Genomic DNA, 26,908 nt, shown 5'->3' on the forward strand with positions numbered 1-26,908 from the left:
CATGCACAGATGGAGACTGAGGCTGTACGGCATCGTGTTCCTCGCCGTGCTCGCGCTGCTGCTGTCGCTCGCGGTGGCCGTCTACCAGCAGGCGTTCACGACCGTCGTGCCCATCACCCTGGAGGCCGACGCCCTCGGCAACCAGCTCGATCCACGCGCCGACGTCAAGCTGCGCGGGTTGCTGGTCGGCGAGGTACGCGAGGTGCACGCGGACGGCACGAAGGCCACGCTCGACATCGCGCTCAAGCCCCGGTATGTGCCGTACATCCCCTCGGATGTGCACGCCCGCCTGCTGCCCAAGACGCTGTTCGGCGAGAAGTACGTCGACCTGGTCCCGCCCCCGCATTCCTCGGCCCGGCCCGTCCACGCAGGAGACGTCATCACCCAGGACCGTACGAAGGCCGGCATCGAGGTGCAGCAGCTGCTGAACGACCTGCTGCCCCTGCTGCGCGCGGTCCGGCCCGGCCAACTCAACGCCACGCTCTCGGCGTTCGCCACCGCGCTGGAGGGCCGCGGCGACCGGATCGGCGACAACCTCACCCGGGTCGAGGGTTATCTGCGCCGGCTGAACCCGCACCTGCCCTCCCTCAAGGAGGACATCTCGCGGTTCGCGGACGTCGCCGAGGTGTACGGCGATGCCGCGCCCGACCTGATGCGGATCCTGCGCAACACGGTCACCACCAGCCGCACGATCGTCGAGAAGAAGGACCAGCTGGCCGCCGCGCTGCGCTCGACCGCTGCCGTGGCGGACACGGCGCACGGCTTCCTGTCCGAGAACGGTGACCGGCTGATTACCCTGGGCCGGGTCTCCCGCCCCACGCTGGAGCTCTTCGCCCGCTACTCCCCCGAGTACCCGTGCCTGTTCCAGGGGCTCGCCCGGCAGGAGAAGGCGTCGGAGGACGCGTTCCGGGGCGGCGAGATGCGCATCACCCTCGAAGTCGTCCGGCCGCAGGGCGCGTACCAGCCCGGTGAGGAGCCGGTGTACGGCGAGCGGTCCGGCCCGAACTGCCGCGGCCTGCCGCATCCGCAGGTGCCCGGGCCGAAACCCCGTCTCGACGACGGTACGTCGGCCGGAGGTTCCGGCGGCCCACTCCCCGGAGGTGTCAACGTGTCCGCCACCCGGGCCGAGCAGCGGGCCGTCGGCTCGCTCGTGGCCCCCGCCATGGGCGTCCCCGCGGACGAGGTGCCGCCGGTGGCGACCCTGCTGTTCGGGCCGCTCGCGCGCGGAACGGCGGTGAGTGTCGCATGAGCAGGCCAGGAGCCCGGCAGACCGCCGCCCCACTGATCAAGTTCAGCCTCTTCGCGCTGGTCACGATCGCGGCGACGGCGCTGCTCGCCGCCACCATCGTCAACGTCTCCTTCGCCCCGAAGGACAGCTACCACGCGGTGTTCACCGACGTGACCGGATTGGAGACCGGCGACGACATCAGAGTGGCCGGTGTGCGGGTCGGGGAGGTCGAGGACATCCGGATCAAGGACCGCACCCTGGCCGAGGTCACCTTCACCGTGACCGCGCAGCGGCCGCTGCTCGCGAGCACCCACGCGGTCGTCCGCTACCGCAACCTGGTCGGGCAGCGGTACATCGCGCTGACCGAGGGCACCGGCGACGGCACCACCCGGCTGCGGCCGGGCGGCACCATCCCGCTGTCCCGGACCCAGCCGGCCCTGGACCTCAACGCCCTGCTGAACGGTTTCAAGCCGCTGTTCGCCGCGCTCAGCCCGAGCGACGTCAACCAGCTCGCCACCGAGATCATCCAGACCCTCCAGGGCGAGGGCGGCACGGTGAACAGCCTGCTCGCGCACACGGCCTCGCTCACCAGCACCCTCGCCGACCGCGACCGGCTGATCGGCTCGGTGATCGGCAACCTCAACACTGTCCTGGAGACGCTCGACAAGCGCGGCTCCCGCTTCTCCGGGCTGCTCACGCAGTTGCGCCGGGTGGTCTCGGGGCTGGCCGCCGACCGCACCCCCATCGGGGAGTCGCTGGTGAGCATCGGCGACCTCACGGACGCCACATCGGGGCTGCTGAAGGACGTGCGTCCACCGCTGAAGGACGACATCGCCGGACTCGGCGATCTCACCGGAACGCTGAACAAGAACGAGAACACCGTGGAGGGCGTCCTGAAGCGGCTGCCGAACAAGCTCGACAAGCTGACCGGGACGGCGTCCTACGGCTCCTGGTTCAACTTCTACCTCTGCGACTTCGACGGCCGGATCGTGCTGCCGAAGACCAAGCAGGTGATCACCCCGGAGCTGCATGTGGCACGGGCGAGGTGTGGCGGATGAGACTGCGTGTCCCCAGGCGGCGGCGCCGCCCCGAGCCGCTGGTGAAGGTACGGGTCCTTCCCCCGAAGCTGCCGGCGCTCCCCCGGCTGCTGCCGAAGCGCGAGCCCCGCCCCCAGCCGTTGGTCAAGGTGCGCGTCCTGCCGCCGCAGCTGCCCAGGATCCGGCTGCGGCGCCCACGCCCGAAGCCCTTCCGCGAGCGGAATCCGGTCGTCGTGGGCGCCGTCGGCCTCACCGTCCTCGCGCTGCTCACCGTTGCCGCCTTCAACGCCGACAGCCTGCCGCTGATCGGCGGCGGCGACACGTACAGCGCGGCCTTCTCGGAGGCGGGCGGGCTCAAGCCGGGCGACGAGGTACGGATCGCAGGGGTCAAGGTCGGCAAGGTCGAGGGCGTCGACCTGGACGGCGACCACGTCAAGGTCACCTTCAAGGTGAAGGGCCACCCGGGGTTCGGTACCGACACGGGCGCCTCGGTCCGCGTCAAGACGATCCTCGGCGCGAAGTACCTGGCCCTGTACCCGAAGGGGCCCGGCCAGTTGAAGCCGGGCAGCGAGATCCCGCTCCGGCGGACCGTGTCGGCGTACGACGTCGTCCAGGCTTTCAGCGACCTGACGACCACCACCGAGGCGGTCGACACGGACCGGCTCGCGAAGGCGCTGGACACGATCTCCGTCACCTTCCAGGACTCCCCGACGGAGGTGCGGGCGTCGATCGAGGGACTGTCGCGGATCTCCCGGACCGTCGCCGCCCGTGACAAGGCGCTGCGCGGGCTCCTCGGCCATGCGCACGGAGTCAGCGCGGTGCTGGCCGGGCACACGAAGGATTTCTCCGCGCTGGTGAAGGACGGTGACGCGCTGTTCAAGGAGATCGACAGGCGGCGCGCGGCGATCCACACGCTGCTCAGGAGTTCCGCGCTGCTGGGCATCGAGCTGTCCGGCCTGGTCGACGACAACAGCAAGGAGATCGGGCCCGCACTGAAGAACCTCGACACCTTCGTGAAGATGCTCGGACGCAACCAGGCGAGCCTCGACCGCAGCGTCCAGCTGCTCGCCCCCTACGTGCGGCTCTTCACCAACACCCTCGGCAACGGCCGCTGGTTCGACTCCTACGTCCAGAACCTGGTCGCCGCCCCGGTCGCCCCACGGACGGGAGGCACCCGATGACCCGCAGACTCCTGGCCCTGTTCACCGCGCTCGCGGTCGTCGCCGGCGTCGCCGTCGTCCTCTGGCCCGGCCCCCGCCCCGTCCGCGTCACGGCTTATTTCCCGCGCACCGTCGGTATCTACCCCGGCTCCGACGTCCGCGTCCTCGGCGTCCGCATCGGCGAGGTCAGGGAGATCACGCCGGAGGGCGGCCGGGTGCGGGTCGAGCTGGAATACGACCGGGGCCGCAAGGTCCCCGCGGACGCGCAGGCCGCCATCGTCAACTCCTCGGTGGTCAGCGACCGTTACGTCCAGCTGCTGCCGGTGTACCGCCAGGGCGCGGTGCTGCGGGACGGCGGCGTCATCCCCGAGTCCCGTACGGCCGTCCCCGTCGAGCTGGACCGGATCTTCGACAGCCTGCACACCACCGCCGAGGCGCTCGGCCCGAACGGCGCCAACAAGCGGGGCTCGCTGTCCCGACTGCTCGGGGTGAGCGCGGACAACCTCCACGGGCAGGGCGAGAACCTCCACCGGACGGTGGACGATCTGTCCCAGGCGGTCACCACGCTGTCCGACGGGCGCGGCGACCTGTTCGGGACCGTGCGGAACCTTCAGGTGTTCACGGCCGCGCTGGCAGCGGACGACACCGGCGTGCGGTCGTTCAACACCGACCTCGCCGATGTGGCCGGACAGCTCGCCGGGGAGCGCAAGGATCTCGCGGCCGCGCTGAAGTACCTGGCCGCCGCGCTCGGTGACGTGGCCGGCTTCGTGCGGGGCAACAAGAAGGCGCTGACCTCGGACGTGCAGGGCCTGGCCAAGGTCACCAAGGTCCTCGTCACCCAACGGGCCGCACTGGAGGAGCTGTTGACCGTCGCCCCCACGGGCCTGTCGAACCTGCAGAACGCCTACAACCCCGCAGCCGGCACCCTCGACACCCGCAACAACCCACAACTCCCGCAGGATCCGTCGTCCCTGCTCTGCTCGATCCTGAAGACGACCGGCGACGACCACGACAACTGCGCCGGGCTGAACAAGATCTTCGGCTCCCTGCCCAAGGTCCCGTCGGCTCCGGCGTCGACGGGCACGGTCGACAAGACCCTCGGCGGAATCCTGGGGGCACCGGCATGAGCATGCTGCGCAAGGGGCAGGTGGCCGCATGGACGGCGGTCGGCTCGGTGCTGCTGACCGGCTGCGAGTTCAACGGCTGGTACGACGTCCCCCTCCCCGGCGGCGCCGCCTCGGACGGCCATGCCTACCACGTCACCGTCGAGTTCCGGGACGTACTGGACCTGGTACCGCAGTCGGCGGTCAAGGTCGACGACGTCACCGTGGGCACGGTCGAGAAGGTGCAGCTGGACGGCTGGCACGCCCGCGTGCGGCTCAGGATCGCCGACTCGGTGAAGCTGCCCGGCAACGCGGTCGCCGACCTGAGGCAGAGCAGCATGCTCGGCGAGAAGTACGTGGCCCTGTCCGCGCCGGCCGGCGCGCGGCCCGTCGGACGGCTCCGCGACGGCGACCGCATCCCGCTCTCCCGCAGCGGCCGCGACCCGGAGGTCGAGGAGGTGCTGTCGGCACTGTCCGCGCTGCTGAACGGCGGCGGGGTGGCCCAGCTGAAGACGATCACCGTCGAGCTGAACAAGGCCCTGAACGGCCGCGAGGACCGGGTCAGGTCCCTGCTGAAGCAGCTCGACACGTTCCTCGGCGGCCTCGATGGGCAGCGGGCGGAGATCGTGCGCGCGCTGAAGGGCGTCGACCGGCTGGCAAAGCGGCTGGAGAAGGAGAAGAAGACGATCGCCCTGGCTGTCGACACCATGCCACCCGCCCTGAAGGCCCTCGCCGACCAGCGCAAGGACCTGACGAAGATGCTCACCGCTCTGGCCGGCCTCGGCAAGACCGGCACCAGAGTGGTGAACGCCTCCCACGACGACACCGTCGCCGACCTGAAGCAGCTCCAGCCCATCCTGCAGGAGCTGAACAAGGCGGGCGACGACCTGCCCAACTCCCTTGAGATCCTCACCACTTACCCGTTCCCGCGCAATGCGACGGACGCCGTCAAGGGCGACTACGTCAACCTGAAGATCACCGCCGACCTCGACCTGGCGGGCCTCTACGGCAACGTCACCGGCACGCCGGGCAAGGGCGGGAAGTCCCCGGCCCCCGGGACCCCGCACCTTCCCGGCCTTCCCACTCCCACCCCTCTCCCGTCCGTCCCGTCCCTGCCGGGCACCCCGTCCGTGCCCCCCGTGCCCCCCGTGCCCCCCGTGCCCTCCGCACCCGCCGTGCCCTCGGCACCCTCCGACGGCAGCACCCTGCTGTGCCCGCCGGTGTGCACCGCCGCCTACGGCACCGGGGACGGCTCGCGTCGCCTCCCGGCCGGGGTCGACCTCGGCCTCGCCGAGCTGATGCTGAAGGGGATACTGCCGTGATCACACGTACGGTCAGGGCCCAGTTGCTCGCCTTCGCGACCGTCACCGCCCTCGGGGTGTCGTACGTCGGCGCCCGGTACACGGGCCTCGTGGACGACGTCCTGCACCGCGGGTACACCGTGCGCGCAGACTTCGCCGAGTCCGGGGGCGTCTTCCCCGGCGCCGAGGTCACCTACCGGGGTGTGCCGGTGGGCCGCGTGGGCGATCTGCGGCTGACCGGCTCCGGAGTCTCGGTGGCGCTGAAGATCGAGGACGGCGCCCCGAGGATCCCGGCCGACACGCTCGCCGTCGTTGCCGACCGTTCGGCGGTGGGCGAGCAGTACGTCGACCTCCAGCCGCGCCGTTCGGGCGGGCCGTACCTCATGGACGGCAGCCCGATCCCGCGCAGCCGCACCCGGACCCCGTTGCCGGTCACCGACCTGGTCCTCAGCCTCGACCGGCTGGTCAACTCGGTCGGCAAGGACGATCTGCGGGTCACCGTCGACGAGTTGGGCAAGGCGTTCGCCGGCACCGGACCGAACCTGAGCCGACTGGTGGACTCCGGCAACGCGCTGGTGGAGTCGGCGTCCGCGTCGCTCCCCCAGACGGTCTCGCTGATCGAGGACTCGCGGAAGGTGCTCAGGACACAGGCCGACCAGGGCTCGGCCATCAAGTCGTTCTCCCGCGACCTGGCCACGCTCACCGAGCAGCTGAAGTCGAGCGACGGCGATCTCCGCCGGCTGATCGGCACCACTGCGCCCGCCGCGCAGGAGGTCGACTCCCTGCTGAAGTCCACGCAGCCGCAGGTGCCGGTCCTGCTGGCCAACCTCATCAGCGGTGCCCAGATCACCGTGGCCCGGCTGCCCGGCGTCGAACAGGCCCTCGTCACACTCCCGCTCAATGTCGCGGGCAGCTACACGGTCATCCCCGGCGACGGCACCACCCACTTCGGACTGACCGTGAACGCCGGTGACCCGCCCGCGTGCACCCAGGGCTACGGCACCCGGCGGCGCGACCCCGCCGACACCGGCGCACGCCCGGCGAACACCGACGCGCGCTGCACGGCACCGCGCGGCAGCAAGACCTCGGTGCGCGGCGCGCAGAACGCGCCCGGCGCGACGACCGGCCGGTCCAGCGCGGACCAGGCCGCGTTCGTGGCCCCGTACGACCCGGAGACCGGCACCGTGACCGGCCCGGACGGAACACCCGTCGAGATCGGCTCGACGGGTGGCGAACAGACCGTGTTCGGAAAGGAGTCGTGGCAATGGCTGCTCGTGGGACCGATGGCATGACAGGGGGCCGGGCGAGGCTGCTGTCGGCGGGGCTCGTCGCCGCGACCGTGTTGACGACCGTGCTGTGTGTCTGGCTCGGGCTGAAGCTGTCCGACCAGCGCGCGGCGCAGCAGCGCCGTCAGGACATCCTGGCGGCGGCCCGCCAGTCGGCGCTGAACTTCACCTCGCTCGACTACCGGCACTACGACCAGGACAGCCGCACCGTGCTGCAGGGCGCCACCGGCGACTTCAAGAAGCAGTTCGCCGCGCAGACCGAGCAGTTGACCAAGCTCGTCGCACAGAACAAGTCGGTGTCCGAGGGGCAGGTCCTGGAAGCGGGCATCGTGCGGTCCGACGCGCGCTCGGCCCGAGTCCTGGTCGTGGCCGACAGCAAGGTGACCAACACCGCCGCGCCCGAGGGGCAGGCGCGCACCTACCGGCTCCAGCTCGACCTGGTGCGCGAGGCCGGCCGCTGGCTGACCTCCGACGTCGCGTTCGTGGGCTGACCCACCCGTGAGGCCATCAATGAGGAGAGACACCGTGGCGAACCCGACCTCCCGCACCCGCGGCACCGGCTCCCCGGCCCGCCGCACCATGACGGCGGCCGCCCGCGCGGCGGCCAAGCGCGCCGGGCGGCCGGCGCGCCCCGAGCGCGCTGCCTGCCAGGAAGAGGAAACCGCCCCCGGGCGCACCCTGCTCATCGAGCCCCCGGCGAACGGCTGGGAGGACCCGCCGGAGCCCGGGCCCTTCGAGGACGAGCCGGCAAAGAGCGCGCCCTCGCGCAAGGCCGGGCGGGGCGTGCTCATCGCGGTGCTGGGCCTGGTTCTCGTGGCGGCCCTGGTCGTGGCCGCCGTCCTCGGGTGGCAGTGCCGGCAGGGGCGGCAGGCGGAGCAGGCCCGCGGTGAGGCCCTCGCGGCCGCACGGAAGGCGGCGCCGGTCGTGCTGTCGTACGACTACCGGCATCTGGACCGGGACTTCACCCGGGCCCGCGCCCTGCTCACCGGGCACTTCCGCGACCAGTACGACAAGACCACGAAGACGGTGGTCGCGCCGACCGCGACGACGTACCACGGCGTGGTGAAGGCGACCGTGGCCACACCCGCCGACGGCAGCGCCCCGGCCGTCTCCGTCGTGTCGGCCACCCCGGACAAGGCCGTCGTGCTGCTCTTCGTCAACCAGGTCACCGAGAGCACCCAGGTCCCGGAGCCCCGGCTGGACCTGAACCGGGTGCGCATGACGCTCACCCGCACCTCATCCGGCTGGCAGGTGAACGGCGTCGACGCCCTCTGACCGGGCCTCCGTACGTGCCCTCGCACAGTCTGGACAGGGTGGGGTCCGGCCGGCGCAGGGGCGCTGAAACCGGCCGTCAGTCGCGGGGGCGGAGGCTGGCTTCTTCGAGGTCGAGTTCGTACTGGATCCGGCGCCGGGTGGCATTGCTGATCCTGTTCGCTTCGTAGAGGCGCTGGAGCTCGGCCGCCTCGATGGCGATGAGTGTCCGGCGTATCTCGCGGTAGGCGTCGGCGGGGCGGGCGTCCGGGTCGCTGTAGTGGGCGTCTTCGACCTGGTGGATGCGCGCTTCCAGATGACGACGGGCCTGCTTCAGGGCGGCCTCGGCGGCGGTGCCCAGTTCGGCGAGCTGATCCGGATCGCCCAGCGCCGTGAGCTCGTCGAGAGCGGCGTGGGCGATGTGCCGGCGGGTCCTGGCCTCTTCGCGGGCGGTGTGCTCCGGTTCCAGCGCGATGCCGGAGCGGCGGACGACGGGGGCCAGGGTGAAGCCCTGGAAGACGAGAGTGAGTGCGACGGTCCCGGTGGTGAGCGTGAGAATGAGCGCCCGGTGCGGCAGCGGCGCCCCCGTGTGGGTGACCAGGGGGATGGAGAGCGCGGCTGCCAGCGGCATGACGCCTCGGGTGCCCGCCCAGGACAGAACGGCCGGAACGCGCCAGGACAGACGGTTGTCGCCCTCCCCGTGCCGGTGGTGGATCAGGGCGGACAGCGGGAAGATCCACAGCAGGCGGATCGCCAGCAGAGTGAAGGCGATCACCGGCACCCACAGCGGCCAGCCGTGCTCGTCGCGCGCGAGATGGCGGACGGCCGAGGGAAGCTCCAGCCCGATCAGGGCGAAGACGACGCTCTCCAGCAGGAAGGTCACGGTGTCGTAGACGGCGTGGACCTGGAGGCGGACGGAGGCGTTGCCGAGCTTGTGGCGGGTGCTGCCGAGGACGACGCCGGACACGATGACGGCGGTCACGCCGGAGGTGTGCGACTGCTCCGCGATGACGTAGGAGGCGTAGGGAGTGACCAACGCCATGACGGTCTCCAGCATGGGGTCGTCGGTCCGTCTGCGGATCAGGGTCACCACTGCGGCGAGCGCCGCCCCGATGAGGGCTCCTCCGCCCGCCAGGATCAGGAACTGCAGGGCGGTTCCGGGCACGCTGATGGTGCTGCCGGAGACCGCGGTGGCCACGGCCACCTTGTACAGGACCAGTGAGGTGGCATCGTTGAACAGGCTTTCCGCCTGCACCATGGCCTGCACGCGCGGTGGGAGAGACAGCCGCCGGCCGAGCGCGGTCACGGCCACGGGGTCGGTGCTGGCCAGGACGGAGCCGAGGATGAACGCGGTCGCGGCGGTGAGCGGGGTGATCGCGTGGGCCACGTACCCGACGGTGACGGCCGAGGCGAGGACCAGGCCGAAGACCAGGCCGGTCACGGGCCGCCACACGGTGCGCAGGTCGCGGACGGAGATCTCCCCGGCCGAGGCGTAGAGCAGCGGTGGCAGCACCAGCACGTTGATCACATGAGGCGGCAGGCGGACCTCGGGAACCCAGGGCATCAGTCCCACGAGCAGACCCGCGACCACGAGGAGCGAGGGGGCGGGCAGGCTCCAGCGCCGGGCACCGGTCGCCACGGCGGTGGCCAGGACCACCAACAGCAGGACGACGATCAGGCCGGTCATGGAGTGTCCTCGGCGGGTTACGGCTTGCTACCCCCCTCTGGCCAGCTGCTTTACCAACGTAACCGACCTCGGGCGGTGACGCAGCCGACAGGGAGCAGCGACCGTCCGGTGCCCCGGCAGGTCTCCGCACCCCGCGGCACGCACGGCCCGACGACGCTCGGCGGCCACTGGCTGATACCCGACGCCGTGATCGCGGTCGGCTTTGACGGGCTTTGTCGAATGGCTACCGTCGTGATCAGCCGAGGCATGCGGTCATGGCTACGAGGTATCACAATGATCATGCGATTACCCGGAAGGGAAGCTTCATGGCGGACTCCGCCCCTGTCTTAACGGACAGCCGCTGGCTGCCCAAGGTAGCCGTGCTCGCCTTCGGCACCTTCGCCGTCGGCACCGACGCCTTTGTCATCGCGGGCCTGCTGCCCGACATCAGCCACTCGTTCTCCGTCAGCGTCGCGGCGGCCGGGCAGCTGGTCAGTGTCTTCTCATTCGCCTATGCGGTGCTCTCACCCGTGCTCACCGTACTGACCGGACGCTGGTCACGACGCACCGTGCTGATCACCGCGCTGCTGGTCTTCGCGGTCGGCAACGTGGCCACCGCGCTCATGCCCAACTACCCCTTGGTCATGGCCGCCCGGATCCTCGCGGCCGCGGGCGCGGCGCTGTTCACCCCCAACGCCGGTGCCACCGCCGCCGCCATCGCCGGAGACCAACGGCGCGGCCAGGCCATCGCCGTGGTGACCGTGGGCCTGACGTCCTCGCTGGTGTTGGGCGCCCCGCTGGGCACCGCCATCGGCAACGCCTGGGGCTGGCGGGCGACCATGTGGGTCATCGCCGCCATGGCCGTGCTGATCGTGCCGATCATCATGCTCGGCCTGCCGAGCATCCAGCTCGGCAACGCCACCAGCCTGCGGCAGCGGCTCGCGCCGCTCGCCGACGCCCGGGTGGTCCGGGTACTGCTCGGCACGCTGCTGGCCTTCATCGGCATCTACGTGCCACTCACCTACATCAGTGCCGTCTTCGGCCCCTCGCTGGGCGGTGACAACAACCGGGTGGCGCTGCTGCTGCTGGCCTACGGGTTGGCCGGTACGGCGGGCAACCTCATCGCCGGCAAGCTGGCCGACCGGTACGGGCCACAGCGCGTGGTCATCGCCGCCACCCTGGCGCTGACCGTGATCTTCCTCGCCATGCTGCCCATCCGGAGCTCGTTCGCGGCGGCGCTCCCGGTGGTGGCGCTCTCCGGCATCGCCTCCTGGTCGGTCACCGCTCCCCAGCAGCACCGGGTCATCGCGCTCTCTCCCGCCGGGGCAGGTCCCCTGGCCGTCTCGCTCAACGCGGCGGTGCTGTACCTGGCGATCTCGATCTCCGGTGTGCTCGGCGCGATGGGCCTCAACGTGTTCGGCTCCGCGGCGGCGCTGCCGGTGTTGGCGGCCGTCTTCGTCCTGGCGGCGGCGGTGGTCACCTGGCTGTCCGCCGGGGCCGAGCAGCGAGCGCTGACCGCGAAGGCCGAGGAACCCGTGAAGGCCTAAGCGCTCCGCTGGAATTGCCGCGATGTGCCGTCGTTCGCCTGCGGCACCGTCGTGGCTGGTCGCGCAGTTCCCCGCGCCCCTTCAGGGCGCTGCGGAACCGGAGCGGACTTCGCCAACCCTGCTTAGCTGTTCTGTCCGCGCAGGTGATCGCCGCCGCGATCGGTGCCTCATCCCGAGGCGCCGATCGCGGCGGCGATCACCATGCCCTTCTTGTGGCTGATGGAGACGGAGATGCCGACGACGCCCCGCTCCTCGGCACGCTGTGCGGCGAGCCCGGAGAGCCGGACGAGCGGGGCGCCGCCCTCGGTGCGCACGATCGCCACCTGCCGTGGCGTCACCCCGCCTCCCATGCCGGTGCCGATCACCTTCAGCACCGCCTCCTTGCCGGCGAAGCGGCCGGTCAGGAACTCGACCGCCCGCCGCGTGCCGAAGGACGCGGCGACCGCCAGCTCCTCCGGGGCATAGGCGTAGGCACGAAACCACGCCCGTTCCAGCAGCGCGTCGAGTTCACCCTCGCGCATCAGGTCGATACCGATCCACATCGTCCGGGCCTCTCGTTACGCGCCCGCGGCCGCGGCCCGGTCCAGGAAGGTTCCCTTGAGCACGCCCTGGAAGACGGCCAGCCGCTGGATGTGGCCGGTGCCTTCCATGAACTCGATGGCCCGCGCGTCCCGGTACCACTTGTCCAGTAACGGATCCTCCAACAGCGCGGCCGGTCCGAGGAGTTCGGCGGCGAGCAGGGTGCACCGCTCGGCCAGCTCCGCGGCCCGGGTCTTCACTCCGGCGATCCGGTCGGCACGGATCCGGCCGGCGTCGACGGCCGAGGCGACCGCGTAGTTGTGCTGCCGGACCGCCTCGACCCGGTCCTGCGCCTCGGCCAGCCGCCGGCGGGCCGCACCGTGGAGCGCCGGCCGCTGGGCGCGCACATGGTCCAGTACCGCTCGGCACAGGCCGACGGCGGTGCCGGTGAGCACCGGCCGGAACCGCTGGAGCGTCTGGATGGCGCCGATCAGGCCGCGCCGACTGGGTTTGCGGGTCTCGAACCCCAGGATCTGCTCGCGCTCCACCCGTACGTGGTCCAAGGTGATCGCCGAGATGCGCACGCCACGCATGCCCACGGTGGGGATCACCTCGGCGTGGAAGCCGGGGGTATCGGTGTCCAGGAGGACCGCCTCGATACCCAGCGGTCCCGGCGCCCTTCGGCAGAACACCACACCGAGTTCGGCGAAGGCCGCGTTGCCCACATAGCGCTTCTCACCGGTCAACCGGAATCCGTCGCCATCGGGCTCCAGCACGGTCTCCAGTTCGGTGGCGGCCGACCCCTTGCCCGGTTCGGTGAGCCCGAAGAACGTCCACACCGGTTCGGGGGCCGCCATACGCCGGTAGTAGGCGTCGCGTTGCCGGTCGTCGCCTAGGGCACCCACGGTCACCCCGGACATGATCGGACCGGGGCAGGCGAGCATGAAGCTAGCGTCGCCGTAGCTGAGTTCCTCGATGGTGACCGTGTGCTCCAGGCAGGAACTCATGTCGTACGTGTGCCCGTCGACCCGCAGCGGCGATTCCAGGTACTCCGGTGGAATGGTGCAACCACTCATGATGTGCACCGCCGGCAGGTCGAGCCACCGGTCGATCGCGGTCGGGTCGCGGTCGATCTCCAGGCCGATCTCCCGCAGTCCGACCGCGGCCTGGCGGACGTGACCGCGCAGCGCCGCCACGCGTGGCGTATCCGGCTCAGCCATCGCCGACACCGCCCTCCCCTGGATGCAGATAGGTGTTGCCGAGCAGCTCAAGGAGGTGGACCAGGTGGCCCGGGCCCTCGGCGGTGAACCCGCTCGCGCCGTACAGCTTGATCAGGGTCCGGCCGGCGGCCACCAGAACCTGGTGGATCAGCCATCGCCGGCGGGTCTCCCCCGGTTGGTCACTCAGGTCGTCCGCCTCGGACAGGGCGAGCGCCACGTCGGCCACCGCGCCGCGCACCAGCTGGCGGTTGAGCAGGTTGGCGCCGTCGGCGGTGCGCTCCTCCAGCCGTCGTACGACGGCGTCCAGCAGCCGGTGGAGGGTCTGCCGCTGCAACCGGAGCAGCCCGTCGGCGAAGAGCGCCTGCTGCCGCGCGGGCGACGGGGTCTCCCGCCGCGCCGCGTGCAGCTCCGCCCAGCCGCCCGGCACCACGGCCCCGTCGGCCACGCGCGCCGCGGAGGCGATCACCCAGCCGCGCGGCGAGACCACCACGTCCCCCGGCGCCGCCTGGTCGTGACAGTCGTCCAGCGCGGCGGCCAGCTCGTGCGTGGTCTTCTCCAGCGGGACGTCAACGGTGGTCATGGTCGCACCCCCGATCCGGATTCCGACCGGAGCACGGCCAACTGGCTGTCGCCGGTGCGTGGGTCGGTGTCGCACAGCACCACGGCGGTGTACTCCCGCTGCCAGGACGGCCAGTTCCGGGCCAGGTCCAGCCAGACGCTGGTGCAGTAGCTGCCGGCGCCGGTCCGGTGATGGTGACGCACCGGTTCACCGAGCTCGTCGGGGTCCGCCCACGGCCCGGTGACCAGCAGCGTGCTGTCCGGCTCCTTGGCCAGCACCTCGGCGATCCGGCCCGCCGGTGGCGTACCGGCGGGGATCGCCACGACCTCGCCCACCCGGAATCCGGCGCCCTCGCCGAACACCAGCAGCGCCCCGGAGTCGACGAGTTGGTTGTCGTGGACCAGCGGGAAGCGGGTGGGCAGGGTGGTCTGCTCCAGCACCGCCACCACCGCGAGTCGGCTGCGCCCCGCCCGGTGGAAGGCGGACACCGCCCGCAACGCGGTGAACGGCGCGGCGAGCCCCTGCTGGTGGATGCCGAACGTGGTGGCCCGGCCGCCGAGCCGGTGGTCCAGGTACGGCCCGATCGCCACGAAGGGCGTGATGTCCGGCAGCGCCTGCGCGATGATCACCAGATCGGGCGCGGCACCGCCGAGGTCCGCGGCGGCGACGAGCCGGTCGACCAACTCGCAGTGGTCGACGTGGGGGGCGGCGCGCAGCAGCTCCTCGTCCACCTCACGGTCGAACGGCTTCAGCAGGTCGCGGTAGAAGGAAAGGACGGCGGGGTCCTCGGCGTACGGCTTGCGAGGTGGGGAGACCACCGCGTACGCGGAGCGCAGACTGGGCACCATCGCCTCACACGTCGCTGGTGGCCCGTTGGGCCAGCACGTAATCGGTGAGCGAACCCACCGACTTGAGGTTGTCCATGTCCAGCTCCTCCGGATCGACCGAGATGTCCACCGAGTCCTCCAGCGCCATCAGTAGTTCGAGGACGGAGGTCGAGTCCAGGTGGAGGTCCTCGAAGAGCCGTGCGTCCTCGGCGAGTTCGGTGACGGGGCGTTCCAGGATCTCGCTGAGGGCCTGCTCGACCGCGGAGATCACATTGCGACGTTCCATTGCCGGTTCTCTCCTGAGTAGGTGTGGTGTTCCTGGGTCAGAATTGGACAAGGCGCTGTTTGGCGAGGAGTTCCTCGGCCCGGTCGCGCTCCCGGACCAGGTGGGCGGTTCCCTCCAGCACCAGTACTTCCGCGGGGAAGCCGTGGCTGAGGAAGAGCCCGGGGGAGGCGGTCGGCCCGTACGCGCCGGAGCGCTCGACGCCGAGCAGGTCGCCGGCGTGTACCGGGGGCAGCGCGACCTTCTTGCCGATGACGTCGTTCGGCGTGCACAGCGGTCCGGTGACGGTGTAGACGTCGGTCGGCTCCGCGGTGTACCGGGTCAGCGAGCGGATGGGGAAGTTTCGTTTGACGAAGCTGCCGATGCCGACGGCGGCCATGTGGTGGTTGGTGCCGCCGTCAGCGACCACGAACCGCTCTCCCATCGACTCCTTCACGTATCGGGCCCGCACCACGTACGTGCCGCACAGCGCGGTGAGGTACCGGCCCAGCTCGTTGATGAGCCGGCATTCCGGGTGGGCCGCGACGAAGGGCTCGACCACCTCGTTGATGCCGGCGACGGCGGCCGCCAGGTCGAGATCCTTCTCGTTGTCGAAGTAGGCGACGCCGAACCCGCCGCCGAAGTCGACGGTCCGCAGCGGCACCGCGAGTTCGGTCGCGAGTCTCTCGGCCAGGGCGAGGATCTCCCGGGTGTTGTGCACCAGGTCCTCGGCGCCCAGGAAACGGGTGCCCAGGTACATGTGGAAGCCGAGCACGCGCACCCGGCGCAGCCCGTCAAGGAAGCCGCGAGCGCGGCGCACCAGGTCCGCGTCGATACCGAACTGACGCGGCTTGCCGCCCATGGCCAACCCGGACCCCTTGGTGTGGAAGTCCGGGTTGACCCGCAGCAGCACCCCGACCTCGTCGCGACCGGCTGCCGCGGCGACGGCGTCGACTTCCGCCACCTCGTCGAGTGACTCACAGACCACGGCGTGCAGGCCGGCGGCCACACACGCCTCCAGTTCGGCGCGGGTCTTGCCCGGGCCGAGGAAGATGGTGTCGGCCGGGTCGATGCCGGCCGCACGTACCGTCTTCAGCTCGGCCATGGAGGAGATCTCCGCACCGGCGCCCAGCGAGCCGAGGTAGCCGCAGACGCTGATGTTGGGGTTCGCCTTCAGCGAGAAGAACACGTCCACCGCCGGGTGCAGCCGGTCGCGCACCGACTGGTAGACCGTGCGCAGCACCTGCGCGTCATAGACGAAGAGCGGGGTGCCGAATTCCTCGGCGATCCGCGATATCCCCACTCCCTGTACCTGGAACTCCATGCCGTTCACGACGTCCTTCCGGTGGCCTGAAACGGTTCGAGGGCTCTGGTCACCCGGCGGTCGAGCAGGTCGAGTTCGGCGCGGTCACGGGCGAACAGCACGACGTAGAGCCGGCCGTCGAACGGTGTGCGGTCCCCGTTGTCCTGTGCGTTGACCGTGCCGAAGCAGGTGATCACCGCGTGGGGCTCGCCGACCGCCGGATCGGTACGTACGCCGATCGCGTCGGCCAGCTCACCGAAGGACACCGGCTCCTCCAGGCGCAGCGGGTAGTGCTTGGCCATGGCGACGCCGTCCGGCGGGAGGAACCGTTCGGTGACCCGGCCCTGATAGGTGGACATGTTCAGCCTGGCGTTGATCTCCACCACGGGGTAGATCCGCTCGTCGGCACCGAGCAGCGCGTCCACGCCGACCACGCCGAAGAAGCCGTCCCGGTACAGCCTCGCGCCGAGAGCCTCCGTGGCCCGCTCCAGCTCGTCGTGCTGGTCGGTGGTCAGCTCCGGCGGCATCAGGTGGCCCAGGTGGACGCCGTCGGCGGTGAGCGCCTGCTTGACGAAGTCGAACCGCACCCGGCCGGCCCGATCGATGGTGAACTGGTAGTTGAGGTCGAACCGCTTGGCCAGGAAGGCTTCCACCACGACGTGCAGGCGGTCGTCGCCGCCCCGCGCGGCCCTCCGGTCGACCATGCGCAGCAGCTGATCGGCCCTGCGCGGGTTGTCCAGGACGAGCAGGCCGCGGCCGGAGACACCGTAGGCGTCCTTGACGATGACCGGCCCGCCGTCGGACAGCCCGGCCTCCAGGGCGCGGCGCAGCTCCGCGACCGTGTTAACCGACGACCCGGGGATCTCCCGCAAGCCCAGGTCCCTGACCAGGTGCCGACTGTAGATCTTGCTGTTGACCCGTTCGCAGACGTCGGCCCGGGGCGCCGCGGCGGGCAGCCCGGTCAGCTCGGTGATGCGCTGCTCCAGCGGGGAGTGCCCCATGGGCAGCAGCCAGGCTCCGCGTTCGGCCAACTGCCGTAGTTCGGCCAGGAGTTCCGGGGATTCCAGTACGGCGCCGCTGGTGCCCTCCGGACCGGCGGGCGCTTCGGTGACCAGCTCGGCCGGTGCGCCGAGGCCGGTCTTCTCCAGGTAGTCGCGGTACTCCCGGTCCAGCGGGCGGTCCAGCAGGAGGCAGTCGCCCGGTTCGGCGAGCAGCGCGCCCAGTTCCTCCATGCGCTGCACCGTCGCCGTGGTGGCGGACACCCGGGCCGCCGGCAGGCCCACCCGGTCGCGGGCCCATTGACGCTCCACCTCGAAGTTGCACAGCCACACGAAGCGCGCGTCCCGGTCGCCGGTGAGCGCTTCCTTGAGATCCGCGGTGTAGGTGGTCGGCAGCATGCTCACCGCTTCCGGTGGGTGATCACCATGGCCCCGAAGGTGGCGCCGAGGCCGACGGAGACCAGCACGTAGTGGTGGCCGTGGACCAGCCGGCCCTGTTCGCGCAGGGTGACGTAGTTGACGAACACGTCCGAGGAGAACAGATGGCTGTAGACAGGGATGTTCTCCAGGAAGAACCGCTCCGGGTCGGCCCCCATCTCCTTGATCGTCTGCCGCCAGGAGACCGTGTTCACGTTGTGCGGAATGACCAGGTCGATGTCGTCGAACTCCAGCCCGGCCCGTGCTACGGCGTCCAGGATGACCTCGCCCAGTACCGCGCCGTAGGCCTTGCCGAACTCCTGGGCGTCCGGCGTGCTCATCTCCAGCCCGGCCGCGTACTTGCCCAGCGTACGGGTCACGTGGGAGCGCACCTGGTCACCGGCGCCGTCGACGGTGACCAGGCAGGCGGCCGCGGCCTCGGCCATGATGGAGCTGTTCGGGATCAACTGGACCTTGGGCGAGTAGGCACGCTCCCCGGTGACGATCAGGGCATACGCGCCCCCCGGTGCCTCGGAGCGCAACAGCTCACCGGCCAGGTCCACCGCGCCCAGGCTGCTCACGCACGCCTGTTGGGTGAGGGCGAACGCCTCGGCCCGGGCCAGGCCGAGTTCGTCGCGGATCACCCGGGCAGCATCGACGTCCGGTGGGGTCAGCGTCTGCATGGTGTGCGCGTAGATGACATGGCTGATGCGTTGCCCTTCCGGCAGCGCCCGCACCGCCTGCCGCGCCGCGGGCAGCACCAGCTCGAACAGGCCGCCCTCCGGTTCGAACCGCAGCCGGTCGAGTCCGTAGATCTTGCGGAACACACCGATCTCGGCCCGCCGCAGCCCGAGTTGCTCGGCCAGGTCGTCGATGCGCACGCTGCGCTCCGGCAGAAACGACTCGATCCGCTCCAGCGTTGTCGCTCCGCTCATCGTCAACTCCGCCTCACTGTCCGGCGAACTCGGCGCGCACCAGCCAGCTGCGCGAAGGACCCTTGCGCTCCCGGGGCTGCACCTCGAACGGCCAGTCGTCATGGGTGGTGGAGGGCTCGCCGGGCTCCTTCAGGTCGCGCACCTTCCAGCCGATGGAGGCCAGGAACTCCTCCGGCTCGTCGGTGCCGAACAGCCAGGGTGTGCCGTCCTCTTCCAGCTTGCGGCGGAACTCCTCGGAGAACGGGCTGCGCAGGAGTGCCTGGCTGACGAAGTCGACGCACAGCCAGCTTCCCGTGGCAGAGGCCGACCCGAGCGTGCGCAGCAGGCCGGTCGCCTGATCGGGGGTGAGGAAGAACATCAGCCCTTCGGCGATCCACAGGGTCGGCCGGGCACGGTCGAACCCGGCCGCCGCCAGTCGGGGCAGCCAGTCGCGCCGCAGGTCCACCGCCACCTCGCGGCGTTCGACCCGAGGCCGGGCGTCCATGCCTGCCAGGCGCCGGCGCTTCTCCGCCAGCAGCGCCGGGAAGTCGGCCTCGTACACCGTGGCGCCTTCCGGCCAGTCCAGCCGGAACGGGCGGGTGTCCATGCCGGCGGCGATGAACACGATCTGCCGGATGTCGCTCTCCCGCAGGATCGCGTTGATGCTCTCGTCCAGGTACTTGGTGCGTATCGCGATGAACGTGGTCAGGCCGCCACCGCGGTTCTTCTCCAGCAGCTCGAACCCGCGTGGAGCGGCGAGCGCGCGGGCGTAGCTGTCCCGGAAGGTCGCCCGGTCGCCGCGTTCGGTCTCGACCGCCCGTGCCGCCGCCGTCCACTGCGCCGTATATGAGACGGCTTCCATCATGTGTCTCCCTTGAACTCGTCAGGTCCCTTGAAGGGGTCAGGCTGCTGAAGGGGTCAGGCTGCGACGAAGAACGCCTTCTCGATCGCGGACAGGGTCTGGAAGTCCTGGATGTCGATGCTGTCGAAGTCGATCTCGACACCGGTGGCGTTCTCGATCACGTAGACGAGTTCCACGAAGCTCAGCGAGTCGACGAGGCGGCTCTCGATGAGGTTTTCCTCGGCCTCGATGGTCTGCCGTTCCGGGTGCCGACCCAGGATCCAGCTGCGGACCTCGTCGATACCTGCTGCAAGCATGTCCACTCCTCAGTGCTGGTCGGGCAGTTGGCTGCTTTGGACGGTTGTCTCCGGCCCGGTGTGCGGGACCGCCGGGCCGGCGCTGAACGCGACCGCCACGGCACACGGATCGTCGTGGCTGATGCTCACGGCGATGTGGTCGATGCCGGCGCGCCGCGCCAGCGCCGCGGCCTGGCCGCCGAGGCGCACCACGGGCCATCCGCCGTCGGCGGTCAGGATCTCGATTCCGCGCCACGGCAGCGTCTGGCCGGGCGCGTGGAACAACTTGAACACCGCTTCCTTCGCTGCGAGCCGGCCGGCGATGCCGGGGATGTCGGGTCCGGCGTCGCCGAACGACAGCCGTGCCTCGTCCGCCGAGAGCATCCGGGCCAGTACGGGCTCGCTGCCCGGCCGCACCAGGTCCCGCACCCGGCTGAACGGGACCAGGTCGATACCAACCCGCCCGTGGCCCACGTCACTTCACCCCTGCTGCGGCATCCCGCACGGCCGCCAGCGCCGCCGTCGCCGTGCCGTGCACGTCGAGCAGGACTGCGAGCCACCGCTCGAGTCCGAACGCCACGCAGCTGGTGTAGGCATAGCGCTCGCCGGTCCCGGCGTCGGTCTCCTGACCGGCGGCCAGCCGGATCTGGCAGCGCTCGCCGAAGAAGTTGCGGTGCGTGTTGACCGACGCGATGGCCAGGTCTTCCACCTGGAACTCGTACTTGACCGGGCTGAGCCGGGAGAGCAAGGCACGGGCTCCGGTGCTTTCGAAGAACGGATCGGCGGCGGCCACCCGGTTCAGCCGCAGCCCCAGCGCGTCGCCGAACGCGGTGATGCGCTCGGTGAACGCGGCCAGCACCTGTTGGGTGTGTTCGAAGGAGCCCAGCGCGACGATCTCCCGCATCTGGAAGCTGACCAGCCGGCGCAACGGCGTGTAGTGGTCCTCGTTGCGGAAGCATCGGTTCACCAGGGTCACCAGGGTGTCCGCGGCGAGTTCGGTGTCCTCGTAGAACAGGTAGGCACCGAAGCAGGTGGCGTGCGGCAGGCCCAGGCGGGCTTGCTTCAGATCGGCCGGGGTGAACCCGCCGTCGGCGGGTTTGGCCGGGCCGTCGGCCAGTTCGAGCGGAGCCGCGACAAGCGCGAGATGCGGAAAGTTCGTGTAGACGTCGAACTTCTCCAGGTCGGCGACCGGATACACGGGCGGCGGCAGGATCTCCCGCGCCCCCGCGGCCCGCCCCCAGCCGGTGAAGACGCCGTCGAGTTCGCGAAGGAGGTCGGTCTGGTCCGGGTCGAGGATGGCCACGTCGGCCCGGCGTGCCGGTGCGGAGTCGGCGGCCATCAGATGATCCCGATCTTCTCGAGGAACTTCGAGGTCTTGCGGAAGACGTTCTGCTCGAACTCCGCCCGGGCGGGCGAGGCCAGCAGTTCCTGCCGCAGGGCCAACGGCTCGGGGATTCCGGCATCCCGGTAGACATGCGGGTTGTACAGCGATTCGAAGCTGTAGGTGAGGTAGCGCCGCAGGTAGGCGGCGATGTCGGCCAGCTCTTGTTCGTTCGAGGTGCGTTGGACGTCGGCGAAGAGCGCGGTCACCAGCTCGCGGCCGAACGCGATGTGCCGCGACTCGTCCTGGTGGTGGATCCGGTTGATGGCCCGGATGGTCTCGTGCAGCCGGTCGTCAGCGGCCATCCGGGAGTTGAAGTGGTCGACCAGCTCCTCGAATATGAGGATGCGGACGAAGACCAGCAGGCTCTCCACGCTCGACCGCGGTATCTCCGCACTCGCCCCCGCCGGCTGCCGGTAGATCTTCCGGCCGTAGCGCAGGCAGAACTCGGCGAAGAACCACATGTGCTCGTTCTCCTCACCGATGAAGTGGTGGAAGAACTCCGATGGTGTTTCGAATCCCTTGGTGTGTATCCGCCGGGTCACCTCGATGAGCAGTTCCCGGATGCCGTGCACGTTCAGGCTGTAGAAGTTGATGCTCTCGAACTTGGAGAGGGCGTGCAGTTGCTTCGGGCTCAGTCGCCCGGCGGCCGCGGTGCCGTGTGTGGTGGTCAGTTCCGGGCTCATCCACCACATGTCGTCCGGCAAGGTGTCCGGCCAGTCGAAAAGCTTGTACGGGTTGTAGTAGTCGTCGATCGACTTGGTGGTCAGGCGGTCCAGGATCTCCAGGAAACGCTCGTTGGAGTCGATCAGATTGCTCACCATGTTCGGCCTCCCTTCTCAGGCTGAGGCTTGGCGTTCGGCGGTGGTCGTCGGTGCCTCGCGCAGATCCGCGGTGATGACCTCCACGACCTGGGGCAACCGCTCGTTGAGGAAGAAATGTCCGCCGTGGACGTGCACGACGCGGAAATCGCCGGTGGTGTGCCGCCGCCACCCCTCGGCGGCGGCCGGGTCGACGTAGTAGTCCGAATCGGCCAGCTGGAAGGTGACCGGCGTACGCACCACCGCGTCCGGCGGCGCCAGATAACTGGAGTTCGACCGGTAGTCGTGGCGGATCACGGTGAGGATGGGCCTGAGGAACTTGGGCTTTTCCAGGAGCTTCGGCGGCAGGCCGCCCAGTGTGGTCAACTCCGCGATGATCTCTTCGTCGTTGGCCGGCAGGCCGTCGCCCAGGCCGTCGGAGGGTGAGCGCCGCCCCGAGACGAACAGCCGCGCCACGTTGGACCCGCCGGCCTCCAGCCGCCTGGTCACCTCGAAGGCGACCACCGATCCCATGCTGTGGCCGTAGACCGCCAGCGGTCGGCCCGACCAGGGGGCCAGTGCCGCGCCCACCAGGTCGGCCAGCTCCTCGATCGTGGTGAACCCGCCTCGGTCGCTCTGCGCGCGCCGCTTCGGGTACTCGACGGCCAACACCTCGATGTCCTCGGGCAGCTCCCGGGCGAGCGCCGCGTAGGCGCTCGCCGATGCCCCGGCGTGCGGGCAGCAGACCAGGCGCAGCCGCGCCTCGGGGGCCGACCGCAATATCCGGACGAATTCACCGGATTCCCGGCCGGACGGGTCCTCCATCACCATCTCCTGTCCCCTTCGCGCCACCGGCCGGGGCGCTGGCCGGGCGTCACGGCGGCCGGTGGCAGCGGCACACTGCACGCCCGGGTCATTCGGCTTCGACCACCGGCGTGCCCAGCCGGCGGATCCGCAGCCTCGGCTCCAGTTCGAGATAGAGCCCGGCGACGGACCTCTGGGGTGAGTTGGGCATCGAGTTCATCGCCTCGTTGTGCCCGGCCACGATGCCGCCCTGGGTGTCGATGTCCCCTTGGGCGCGCATACGGTTGGCCACCTTGTCCAGTGCGCCGGTCCCGTCCCGGGTGTCGTCCAGGTCCTCGATCCCGGTCACGATGTGCAGGAACGACTCGTACAAGTTGAGCATGTGGCGTTCCCGCCGGGTCAGCTTGTCCGCCTCGAAGAACTGCGACTGCCGGTTGTAGCTCTTGTAGAAGAACGACACCACCACCAGCAGCCGCTCGTACGCCTGGCGGTACGCCTTGGCGAAGAACCCGGTCGCCTCGTCCTCGGACAGCTCTCCCTCCACGACGGCGGAGATCGCCGCGGCGGCCAGCAGGCCGCTGAACGTGGCCAGGTGCACGCCGGTGGAGAGCAGCGGGTCCAGGAAGCAGGCCGCGTCACCGACCATCAGGTAGCCGGGGCCGGTGAAGCTCTCGGCGGTGTAGGAGTAGTCCTGCTCGACCTTGAAGTCGCCGGTCCGCTCCGCGCCCTCGACCATGGCCGCGATCCGCGGGCACTGGGCGAGCGCGTCGAAGTAGACCGCGTCGATGCCGCCGAGCCGCTCGCGTTCACTGGTGAACGTCGTGCGCTTGGCCACCAGGCCGATGGAGTAGGTGCCGTCGTGCAGGGGGATGCCCCAGAACCATCCGTAGGGCACCGAGCAGACCGCGATCGCGCCGGCCGGCCCCCGGTCCAGCGGGGTGACCCCGCGCCAGTAGGACCACACCGCGATGTTCTTGAACGCCTCTTGATAGTGGCGGTTCTTGAGGTACTTCGTGGCCATGAGACCGCCTCGGCCGGATGCGTCGACAAGGAAGTCGAAGCCGATCTTCCCGGTGACCGAGCGGTCGCCGGCGGCGACCCAGCCGGCCGCGACGGGCCGGCCCTGGTCGAACTCGATGTCGGTGACCTTGGTCCCCTGCCGCACATCCACCCCGAGTTCCGCGGCGTGGTCCAGCAGGATCTTGTCGAACTCGGACCGGATCACCTGGTAGCTGTATCCGCCGGCCCCGGTGAGATGGTCGAAATTGAGGTCCCAGTTCTCCGGGCCCCATTCGAAGTAGGCGCCGTCCTTCCGCACGAATCCGTGCTGTTCGACCTTCGCGCGGGCGCCGAGCAGATCGAGTACGGGCAGCACGGACGGCAGAATCGATTCCCCGATGTGATAGCGCGGGAATGTCGCGTTTTCCAGCAGGGTCACCTGAACGCCCTGTCGCGCCAGAAGCCCGGCGGTCGTGCTGCCTGCCGGACCTCCGCCGATCACCAATACCCGGGTGTGCTCACGCATAAGCGATTCCTCTTCTCCGGGGGCAGTTCGATATCAGCGAAGCAATACTCCGCGACGGGCAAATGGGCTGTCCAGTGGTGACTGGTGACTTCGCCGGTAACCACTTCTCGGGCGGAGAAGGGCGGAGCCACCGGCGGCTCTGGCAACCCGTGACCTGTTGACAAAACGAGGGCACGGAACCGGAAACTGTCGGGAAGTCACTTCCCGCTATGGAAGGAAGACGAGTTGTCGGGAATCAACAACACCGAGGCGGGCAAAGTCGCATTGGTGACGGGGGCGGGCCACGGAATCGGCCGGGAGACCGCGATCGTGCTCGCCGAGAGTGGTTACCGGGTCGGCCTGGTGGACAAGTCGCCGACCGGGTTGGCAGCCACGGCGGAACTCATCGAGCGCTCCGGCGGCGAAGTCGTCGCGGTGACCGCGGACGTGTCGGACCCCTCGGCTGTCGAACGCTCCTGTGACGCCACAACACAGCGCTTCGGAACCATTGACGTACTGGTCAACAACGCCGGTGAACCCGGTCAGTTCAGCGCCTTCGTGGAGACGGATCCGGCGGTGTGGTGGCAGGTGCAGATGACCAACGTGAGCGGGCCCATGCTCTTCTGCCACCGGGTTCTCCCGGCGATGCTCGCCCAAGGGCGCGGCTTCGTCATCAACGTCAACAGCCGGATAGCGGTCCGGGATGACACGGCCGCCGCGTGCAGTGCCTATGCCGTCTCCAAGGCCGCGCTGTCGCGCTTGACCAGCGCCCTCGCCCACGAGCTCGCCGGCAGCGGTGTTGTGGTGCTGGACTTCAGCCCCGGCATGGTTCGCACCGCGATGACCGAGCAACGGCCGGACTACGACGCGCTACCGGACAAGATCTTCACTCCGGCACGGGTGCCGGCGCAGAAGATCGCCGCGCTGGCGTCCGGACGCTACGACGTGCTGCACGGCCGGCTCGTTCACGTCCACGACGATCTGGATCAACTGGCCAAGCACGTGGTGGAGAACCCGCGGGCCCGTGTCCTCACCGTGCACACCACCGGGCCTGACGATCCGTTTCAGTGACGGACGGCGGATGCCGGGCCGGCCCGGCCGGGGTTCCTTCGCGCCGAGGGGGCAGGGCTCATGGCCGTGCCCCCTCGGCCCGAAGGAGGCGGTGAGCGTGCGTGACATCGCTCAACCGGGCTCCGGGCCAAGCACTACCAGGAGGCTCGCGGGGTCACGGCGCCGGTGCCGGATCCGCCCATGGCCCTGGCTGCGCCCTCAGGCGGCGGGTGAGCCGATCGCGCACTCCGGTCGGGGCGTGCTCGGCGGCGAGTTCGTTGGCGTACAGCCGAAGGAGTTCGTGCATCCGGTAGCGGCCGGCGCCGGTCGGTTCGATCAGATGGGCCACCGCCAACTGCCTTACCGTCACGGCGGCTTCCGCGGTCGAGGATCGGAGCAGCGCGGCGACGGTGGACTCGTCGAACTCCGAGCCGGGGTGGCCGCCCAGTACTCGGAATGCCAGGACCGCCTCCTGATCGAGCCAGCGGCACGACCAGAAGAACACCTCCCGCAGATCGCCGTGCGGATCGTCGTCGGCGGTCAGCTCGTCCAACAGTGATCCGGCTGCGAACATCTCGTCGGCGAACTCGGTGAGTGAGGTGCCGGACCGTCTCGTGGCCCGCTGCCCGGCCAGTCGCAGAGCCAACGGGAGCCCACCGCACCGGGTGGCCAACCTCCACACGGCCTCCGGTTCGGCGTTCGCCCACCGCTCGCCGATGATCTCGCGCAACAAGGCGACCGACGTCGCCGGAGCGAGCGGCCGCACCGCCACCGACCGCGCACCGTCCCGCACGGACAGCCCGCACAACTGGCGGCGGCTGGTGACCAGCACCGCGCAGTTCGGCGAGGCAGGCAGCAGCGGACGCACCTGTGGGGTGTCCAGGGCGTTGTCCAGCACCAGCAGCACTCGGCGACCGGTCAGCAGCGACCGCAGCAGCGCGGCACGCTGCTCTTCACCGGCGGGAATCCGGTCGAAGACACCCAGCGCTCGACAGAACTCCGCCAGGATGTCGCCCGGTCGCGCCGGCGTCGCGTCGGGGGCGTAACCACGCAGGTCGGCGAAGAGCACCCCGTCCGGGAACCGCGCGAGGTTCTCATGCGCCCAGCGCAGCGCGAGCGCGGTCTTGCCCACTCCCGGGGGGCCGTCCAGGACGACCAGGGGAACCGTGCCGGGCTGGCCGCCGCTCGCTGTCAGCACCGCGCCGATCCGCTCCGACTCCGCCTGACGCCCGAGCAACTGCGCGGGCCCTGGAGGAAGTTGGATCGGCCTTGGCCATGCCGATCTGGTCGGCACGGAAGGCTCCACGGACAGCTCCACGGATGCGACCAGCGTGCCGCCCAGTCCCAACGCTTCATCGCACTGCCGGGCGAACTGCACGGTGGGCGGCTTGACACCGTTTTCCACCTTGGACACGTAGCTGTGGCAGTAGTGCACTCGGCGGCCGAGCTCCCGTACCGATACCTGGCGGGCGACTCGGGCGGCACGCAGCGCCGACCCGAATGTCTGCCCGTCGCCCTGTCTGACGCGGCCGGGGCCGTCCGCCGCCACCCCTGGGTCGCGCCGGTCCCAGGTGTACAGCCGTGGGTCATCGGCAACGAGACAGCTCGTTTCGGATGTCACGTCGATCCCCCTC

Annotated in this window: 27 protein-coding genes; 10 read left to right on the plus strand and 17 right to left on the minus strand. The window is 70.2% G+C overall.

Translation table 11 applies throughout. The features are described 5' to 3' along the window. Position 1 precedes the first annotated feature (1 nt). The 8 genes from AB5L52_RS08360 to AB5L52_RS08395 are packed head-to-tail and all read left to right on the plus strand — an operon-like array spanning position 2 to position 8,390. The gene (locus AB5L52_RS08360; RefSeq protein ID WP_369363159.1) at positions 2 to 1,249 is read left to right on the plus strand and encodes an MCE family protein; all 1,248 of its coding nucleotides are present in this window, start codon (positions 2 to 4) and stop codon (positions 1,247 to 1,249) included. Further along, positions 1,246 to 2,286 (plus strand): MCE family protein, encoded by a 1,041-nt coding sequence (locus tag AB5L52_RS08365; RefSeq protein WP_369363160.1) that lies wholly within the window; start codon positions 1,246 to 1,248, stop codon positions 2,284 to 2,286. The genes AB5L52_RS08360 and AB5L52_RS08365 overlap by 4 nt, the downstream gene beginning before the upstream one ends. Continuing rightward, positions 2,283 to 3,446, plus strand: coding sequence for an MCE family protein (locus AB5L52_RS08370; protein ID WP_351024851.1), 1,164 nt, complete (start codon positions 2,283 to 2,285; stop codon positions 3,444 to 3,446). Before AB5L52_RS08365 ends, AB5L52_RS08370 begins: the two co-directional genes overlap by 4 nt. Continuing rightward, positions 3,443 to 4,552, plus strand: a complete 1,110-nt coding sequence (locus tag AB5L52_RS08375; RefSeq protein ID WP_369363161.1) for an MCE family protein — start codon at positions 3,443 to 3,445, stop codon at positions 4,550 to 4,552. Before AB5L52_RS08370 ends, AB5L52_RS08375 begins: the two co-directional genes overlap by 4 nt. After that, entirely contained in the window at positions 4,549 to 5,850 is a 1,302-nt protein-coding gene (locus AB5L52_RS08380) for an MCE family protein (RefSeq protein WP_369363162.1), read from the plus strand. The genes AB5L52_RS08375 and AB5L52_RS08380 overlap by 4 nt, the downstream gene beginning before the upstream one ends. Further along, on the plus strand, positions 5,847 to 7,121 hold the full coding sequence (locus AB5L52_RS08385; RefSeq protein ID WP_369363163.1) for an MCE family protein: 1,275 nt from the start codon (positions 5,847 to 5,849) through the stop codon (positions 7,119 to 7,121). Before AB5L52_RS08380 ends, AB5L52_RS08385 begins: the two co-directional genes overlap by 4 nt. Further along, on the plus strand, positions 7,094 to 7,606 hold the full coding sequence (locus AB5L52_RS08390; RefSeq protein ID WP_351024842.1) for a hypothetical protein: 513 nt from the start codon (positions 7,094 to 7,096) through the stop codon (positions 7,604 to 7,606). Before AB5L52_RS08385 ends, AB5L52_RS08390 begins: the two co-directional genes overlap by 28 nt. Positions 7,607 to 7,640: 34 nt before the next feature. Further along, positions 7,641 to 8,390, plus strand: a complete 750-nt coding sequence (locus AB5L52_RS08395; protein WP_369363164.1) for a hypothetical protein — start codon at positions 7,641 to 7,643, stop codon at positions 8,388 to 8,390. A 76-nt stretch (positions 8,391 to 8,466) separates the two neighbouring features. Here the strand turns inward: AB5L52_RS08395 and AB5L52_RS08400 are convergent, their stop codons facing one another. Further along, on the minus strand, positions 8,467 to 10,053 hold the full coding sequence (locus AB5L52_RS08400) for a Na+/H+ antiporter (protein WP_351563373.1): 1,587 nt from the start codon (positions 10,051 to 10,053) through the stop codon (positions 8,467 to 8,469). Positions 10,054 to 10,358: 305 nt separating this feature from the next. Here AB5L52_RS08400 and AB5L52_RS08405 point away from each other — a divergent pair, with 305 nt between their 5' ends. Further along, entirely contained in the window at positions 10,359 to 11,579 is a 1,221-nt protein-coding gene (locus tag AB5L52_RS08405) for an MFS transporter (protein WP_351024835.1), read from the plus strand. Between the two features lie 167 nt (positions 11,580 to 11,746). On the opposite strand, the gene AB5L52_RS08410 is transcribed toward AB5L52_RS08405, so the two are convergent. From AB5L52_RS08410 to AB5L52_RS08480, 15 genes are all read right to left on the minus strand, one after another. After that, on the minus strand, positions 11,747 to 12,121 hold the full coding sequence (locus AB5L52_RS08410) for a holo-ACP synthase (protein ID WP_369363165.1): 375 nt from the start codon (positions 12,119 to 12,121) through the stop codon (positions 11,747 to 11,749). A gap of 15 nt (positions 12,122 to 12,136) precedes the next feature. Beyond that, positions 12,137 to 13,318 (minus strand): acyl-CoA dehydrogenase family protein, encoded by a 1,182-nt coding sequence (locus AB5L52_RS08415; protein ID WP_369363166.1) that lies wholly within the window; start codon positions 13,316 to 13,318, stop codon positions 12,137 to 12,139. Further along, positions 13,311 to 13,898, minus strand: a complete 588-nt coding sequence (locus AB5L52_RS08420; protein ID WP_369363167.1) for a hypothetical protein — start codon at positions 13,896 to 13,898, stop codon at positions 13,311 to 13,313. The genes AB5L52_RS08415 and AB5L52_RS08420 overlap by 8 nt, the downstream gene beginning before the upstream one ends. Next, positions 13,895 to 14,725, minus strand: a complete 831-nt coding sequence (locus AB5L52_RS08425; protein WP_369363168.1) for a hypothetical protein — start codon at positions 14,723 to 14,725, stop codon at positions 13,895 to 13,897. Before AB5L52_RS08425 ends, AB5L52_RS08420 begins: the two co-directional genes overlap by 4 nt. A gap of 4 nt (positions 14,726 to 14,729) precedes the next feature. Then, entirely contained in the window at positions 14,730 to 14,990 is a 261-nt protein-coding gene (locus AB5L52_RS08430; protein ID WP_351024822.1) for a phosphopantetheine-binding protein, read from the minus strand. A gap of 37 nt (positions 14,991 to 15,027) precedes the next feature. Then, entirely contained in the window at positions 15,028 to 16,290 is a 1,263-nt protein-coding gene (locus AB5L52_RS08435) for a diaminopimelate decarboxylase (protein WP_369363169.1), read from the minus strand. 5 nt (positions 16,291 to 16,295) lie between these two features. Then, positions 16,296 to 17,666 (minus strand): ATP-grasp domain-containing protein, encoded by a 1,371-nt coding sequence (locus AB5L52_RS08440; protein WP_369363170.1) that lies wholly within the window; start codon positions 17,664 to 17,666, stop codon positions 16,296 to 16,298. A 2-nt stretch (positions 17,667 to 17,668) separates the two neighbouring features. After that, a complete protein-coding gene (locus AB5L52_RS08445; protein ID WP_369363171.1) occupies positions 17,669 to 18,619 on the minus strand; it encodes a 3-oxoacyl-[acyl-carrier-protein] synthase III C-terminal domain-containing protein in 951 nt (316 codons plus the stop codon). A 13-nt stretch (positions 18,620 to 18,632) separates the two neighbouring features. Then, positions 18,633 to 19,463, minus strand: coding sequence for a class I SAM-dependent methyltransferase (locus AB5L52_RS08450; protein WP_369363172.1), 831 nt, complete (start codon positions 19,461 to 19,463; stop codon positions 18,633 to 18,635). Positions 19,464 to 19,516: 53 nt separating this feature from the next. Then, positions 19,517 to 19,756: a phosphopantetheine-binding protein gene (locus AB5L52_RS08455; RefSeq protein ID WP_351024810.1), complete on the minus strand. Its 240-nt coding sequence runs from the start codon at positions 19,754 to 19,756 to the stop codon at positions 19,517 to 19,519. A gap of 9 nt (positions 19,757 to 19,765) precedes the next feature. After that, positions 19,766 to 20,209, minus strand: a complete 444-nt coding sequence (locus tag AB5L52_RS08460) for a holo-ACP synthase (RefSeq protein WP_369363173.1) — start codon at positions 20,207 to 20,209, stop codon at positions 19,766 to 19,768. A gap of 1 nt (position 20,210) precedes the next feature. Next, positions 20,211 to 21,074 carry a hypothetical protein gene (locus AB5L52_RS08465; protein ID WP_369363174.1) on the minus strand — a complete coding sequence of 288 codons (864 nt, stop codon included), beginning with the start codon at positions 21,072 to 21,074 and terminating at the stop codon, positions 20,211 to 20,213. Then, positions 21,074 to 21,940, minus strand: coding sequence for a diiron oxygenase (locus AB5L52_RS08470; protein ID WP_351563358.1), 867 nt, complete (start codon positions 21,938 to 21,940; stop codon positions 21,074 to 21,076). The genes AB5L52_RS08465 and AB5L52_RS08470 overlap by 1 nt, the downstream gene beginning before the upstream one ends. 15 nt (positions 21,941 to 21,955) lie before the next feature. Continuing rightward, positions 21,956 to 22,741, minus strand: coding sequence for a thioesterase II family protein (locus tag AB5L52_RS08475; RefSeq protein WP_369363175.1), 786 nt, complete (start codon positions 22,739 to 22,741; stop codon positions 21,956 to 21,958). 88 nt (positions 22,742 to 22,829) lie between these two features. After that, positions 22,830 to 24,245 (minus strand): NAD(P)/FAD-dependent oxidoreductase, encoded by a 1,416-nt coding sequence (locus tag AB5L52_RS08480; RefSeq protein WP_369363176.1) that lies wholly within the window; start codon positions 24,243 to 24,245, stop codon positions 22,830 to 22,832. 225 nt (positions 24,246 to 24,470) lie between these two features. Here AB5L52_RS08480 and AB5L52_RS08485 point away from each other — a divergent pair, with 225 nt between their 5' ends. Beyond that, a complete protein-coding gene (locus AB5L52_RS08485; protein ID WP_369363177.1) occupies positions 24,471 to 25,295 on the plus strand; it encodes an SDR family NAD(P)-dependent oxidoreductase in 825 nt (274 codons plus the stop codon). 154 nt (positions 25,296 to 25,449) lie between these two features. Here the strand turns inward: AB5L52_RS08485 and AB5L52_RS08490 are convergent, their stop codons facing one another. Continuing rightward, positions 25,450 to 26,895, minus strand: coding sequence for a helix-turn-helix domain-containing protein (locus tag AB5L52_RS08490; RefSeq protein WP_369363178.1), 1,446 nt, complete (start codon positions 26,893 to 26,895; stop codon positions 25,450 to 25,452). Positions 26,896 to 26,908 lie beyond the last annotated feature (13 nt).

The sequence above is a fragment of the Streptomyces sp. CG4 genome, assembly GCF_041080655.1.
Classification (GTDB): Bacteria; Actinomycetota; Actinomycetes; order Streptomycetales; family Streptomycetaceae; genus Streptomyces.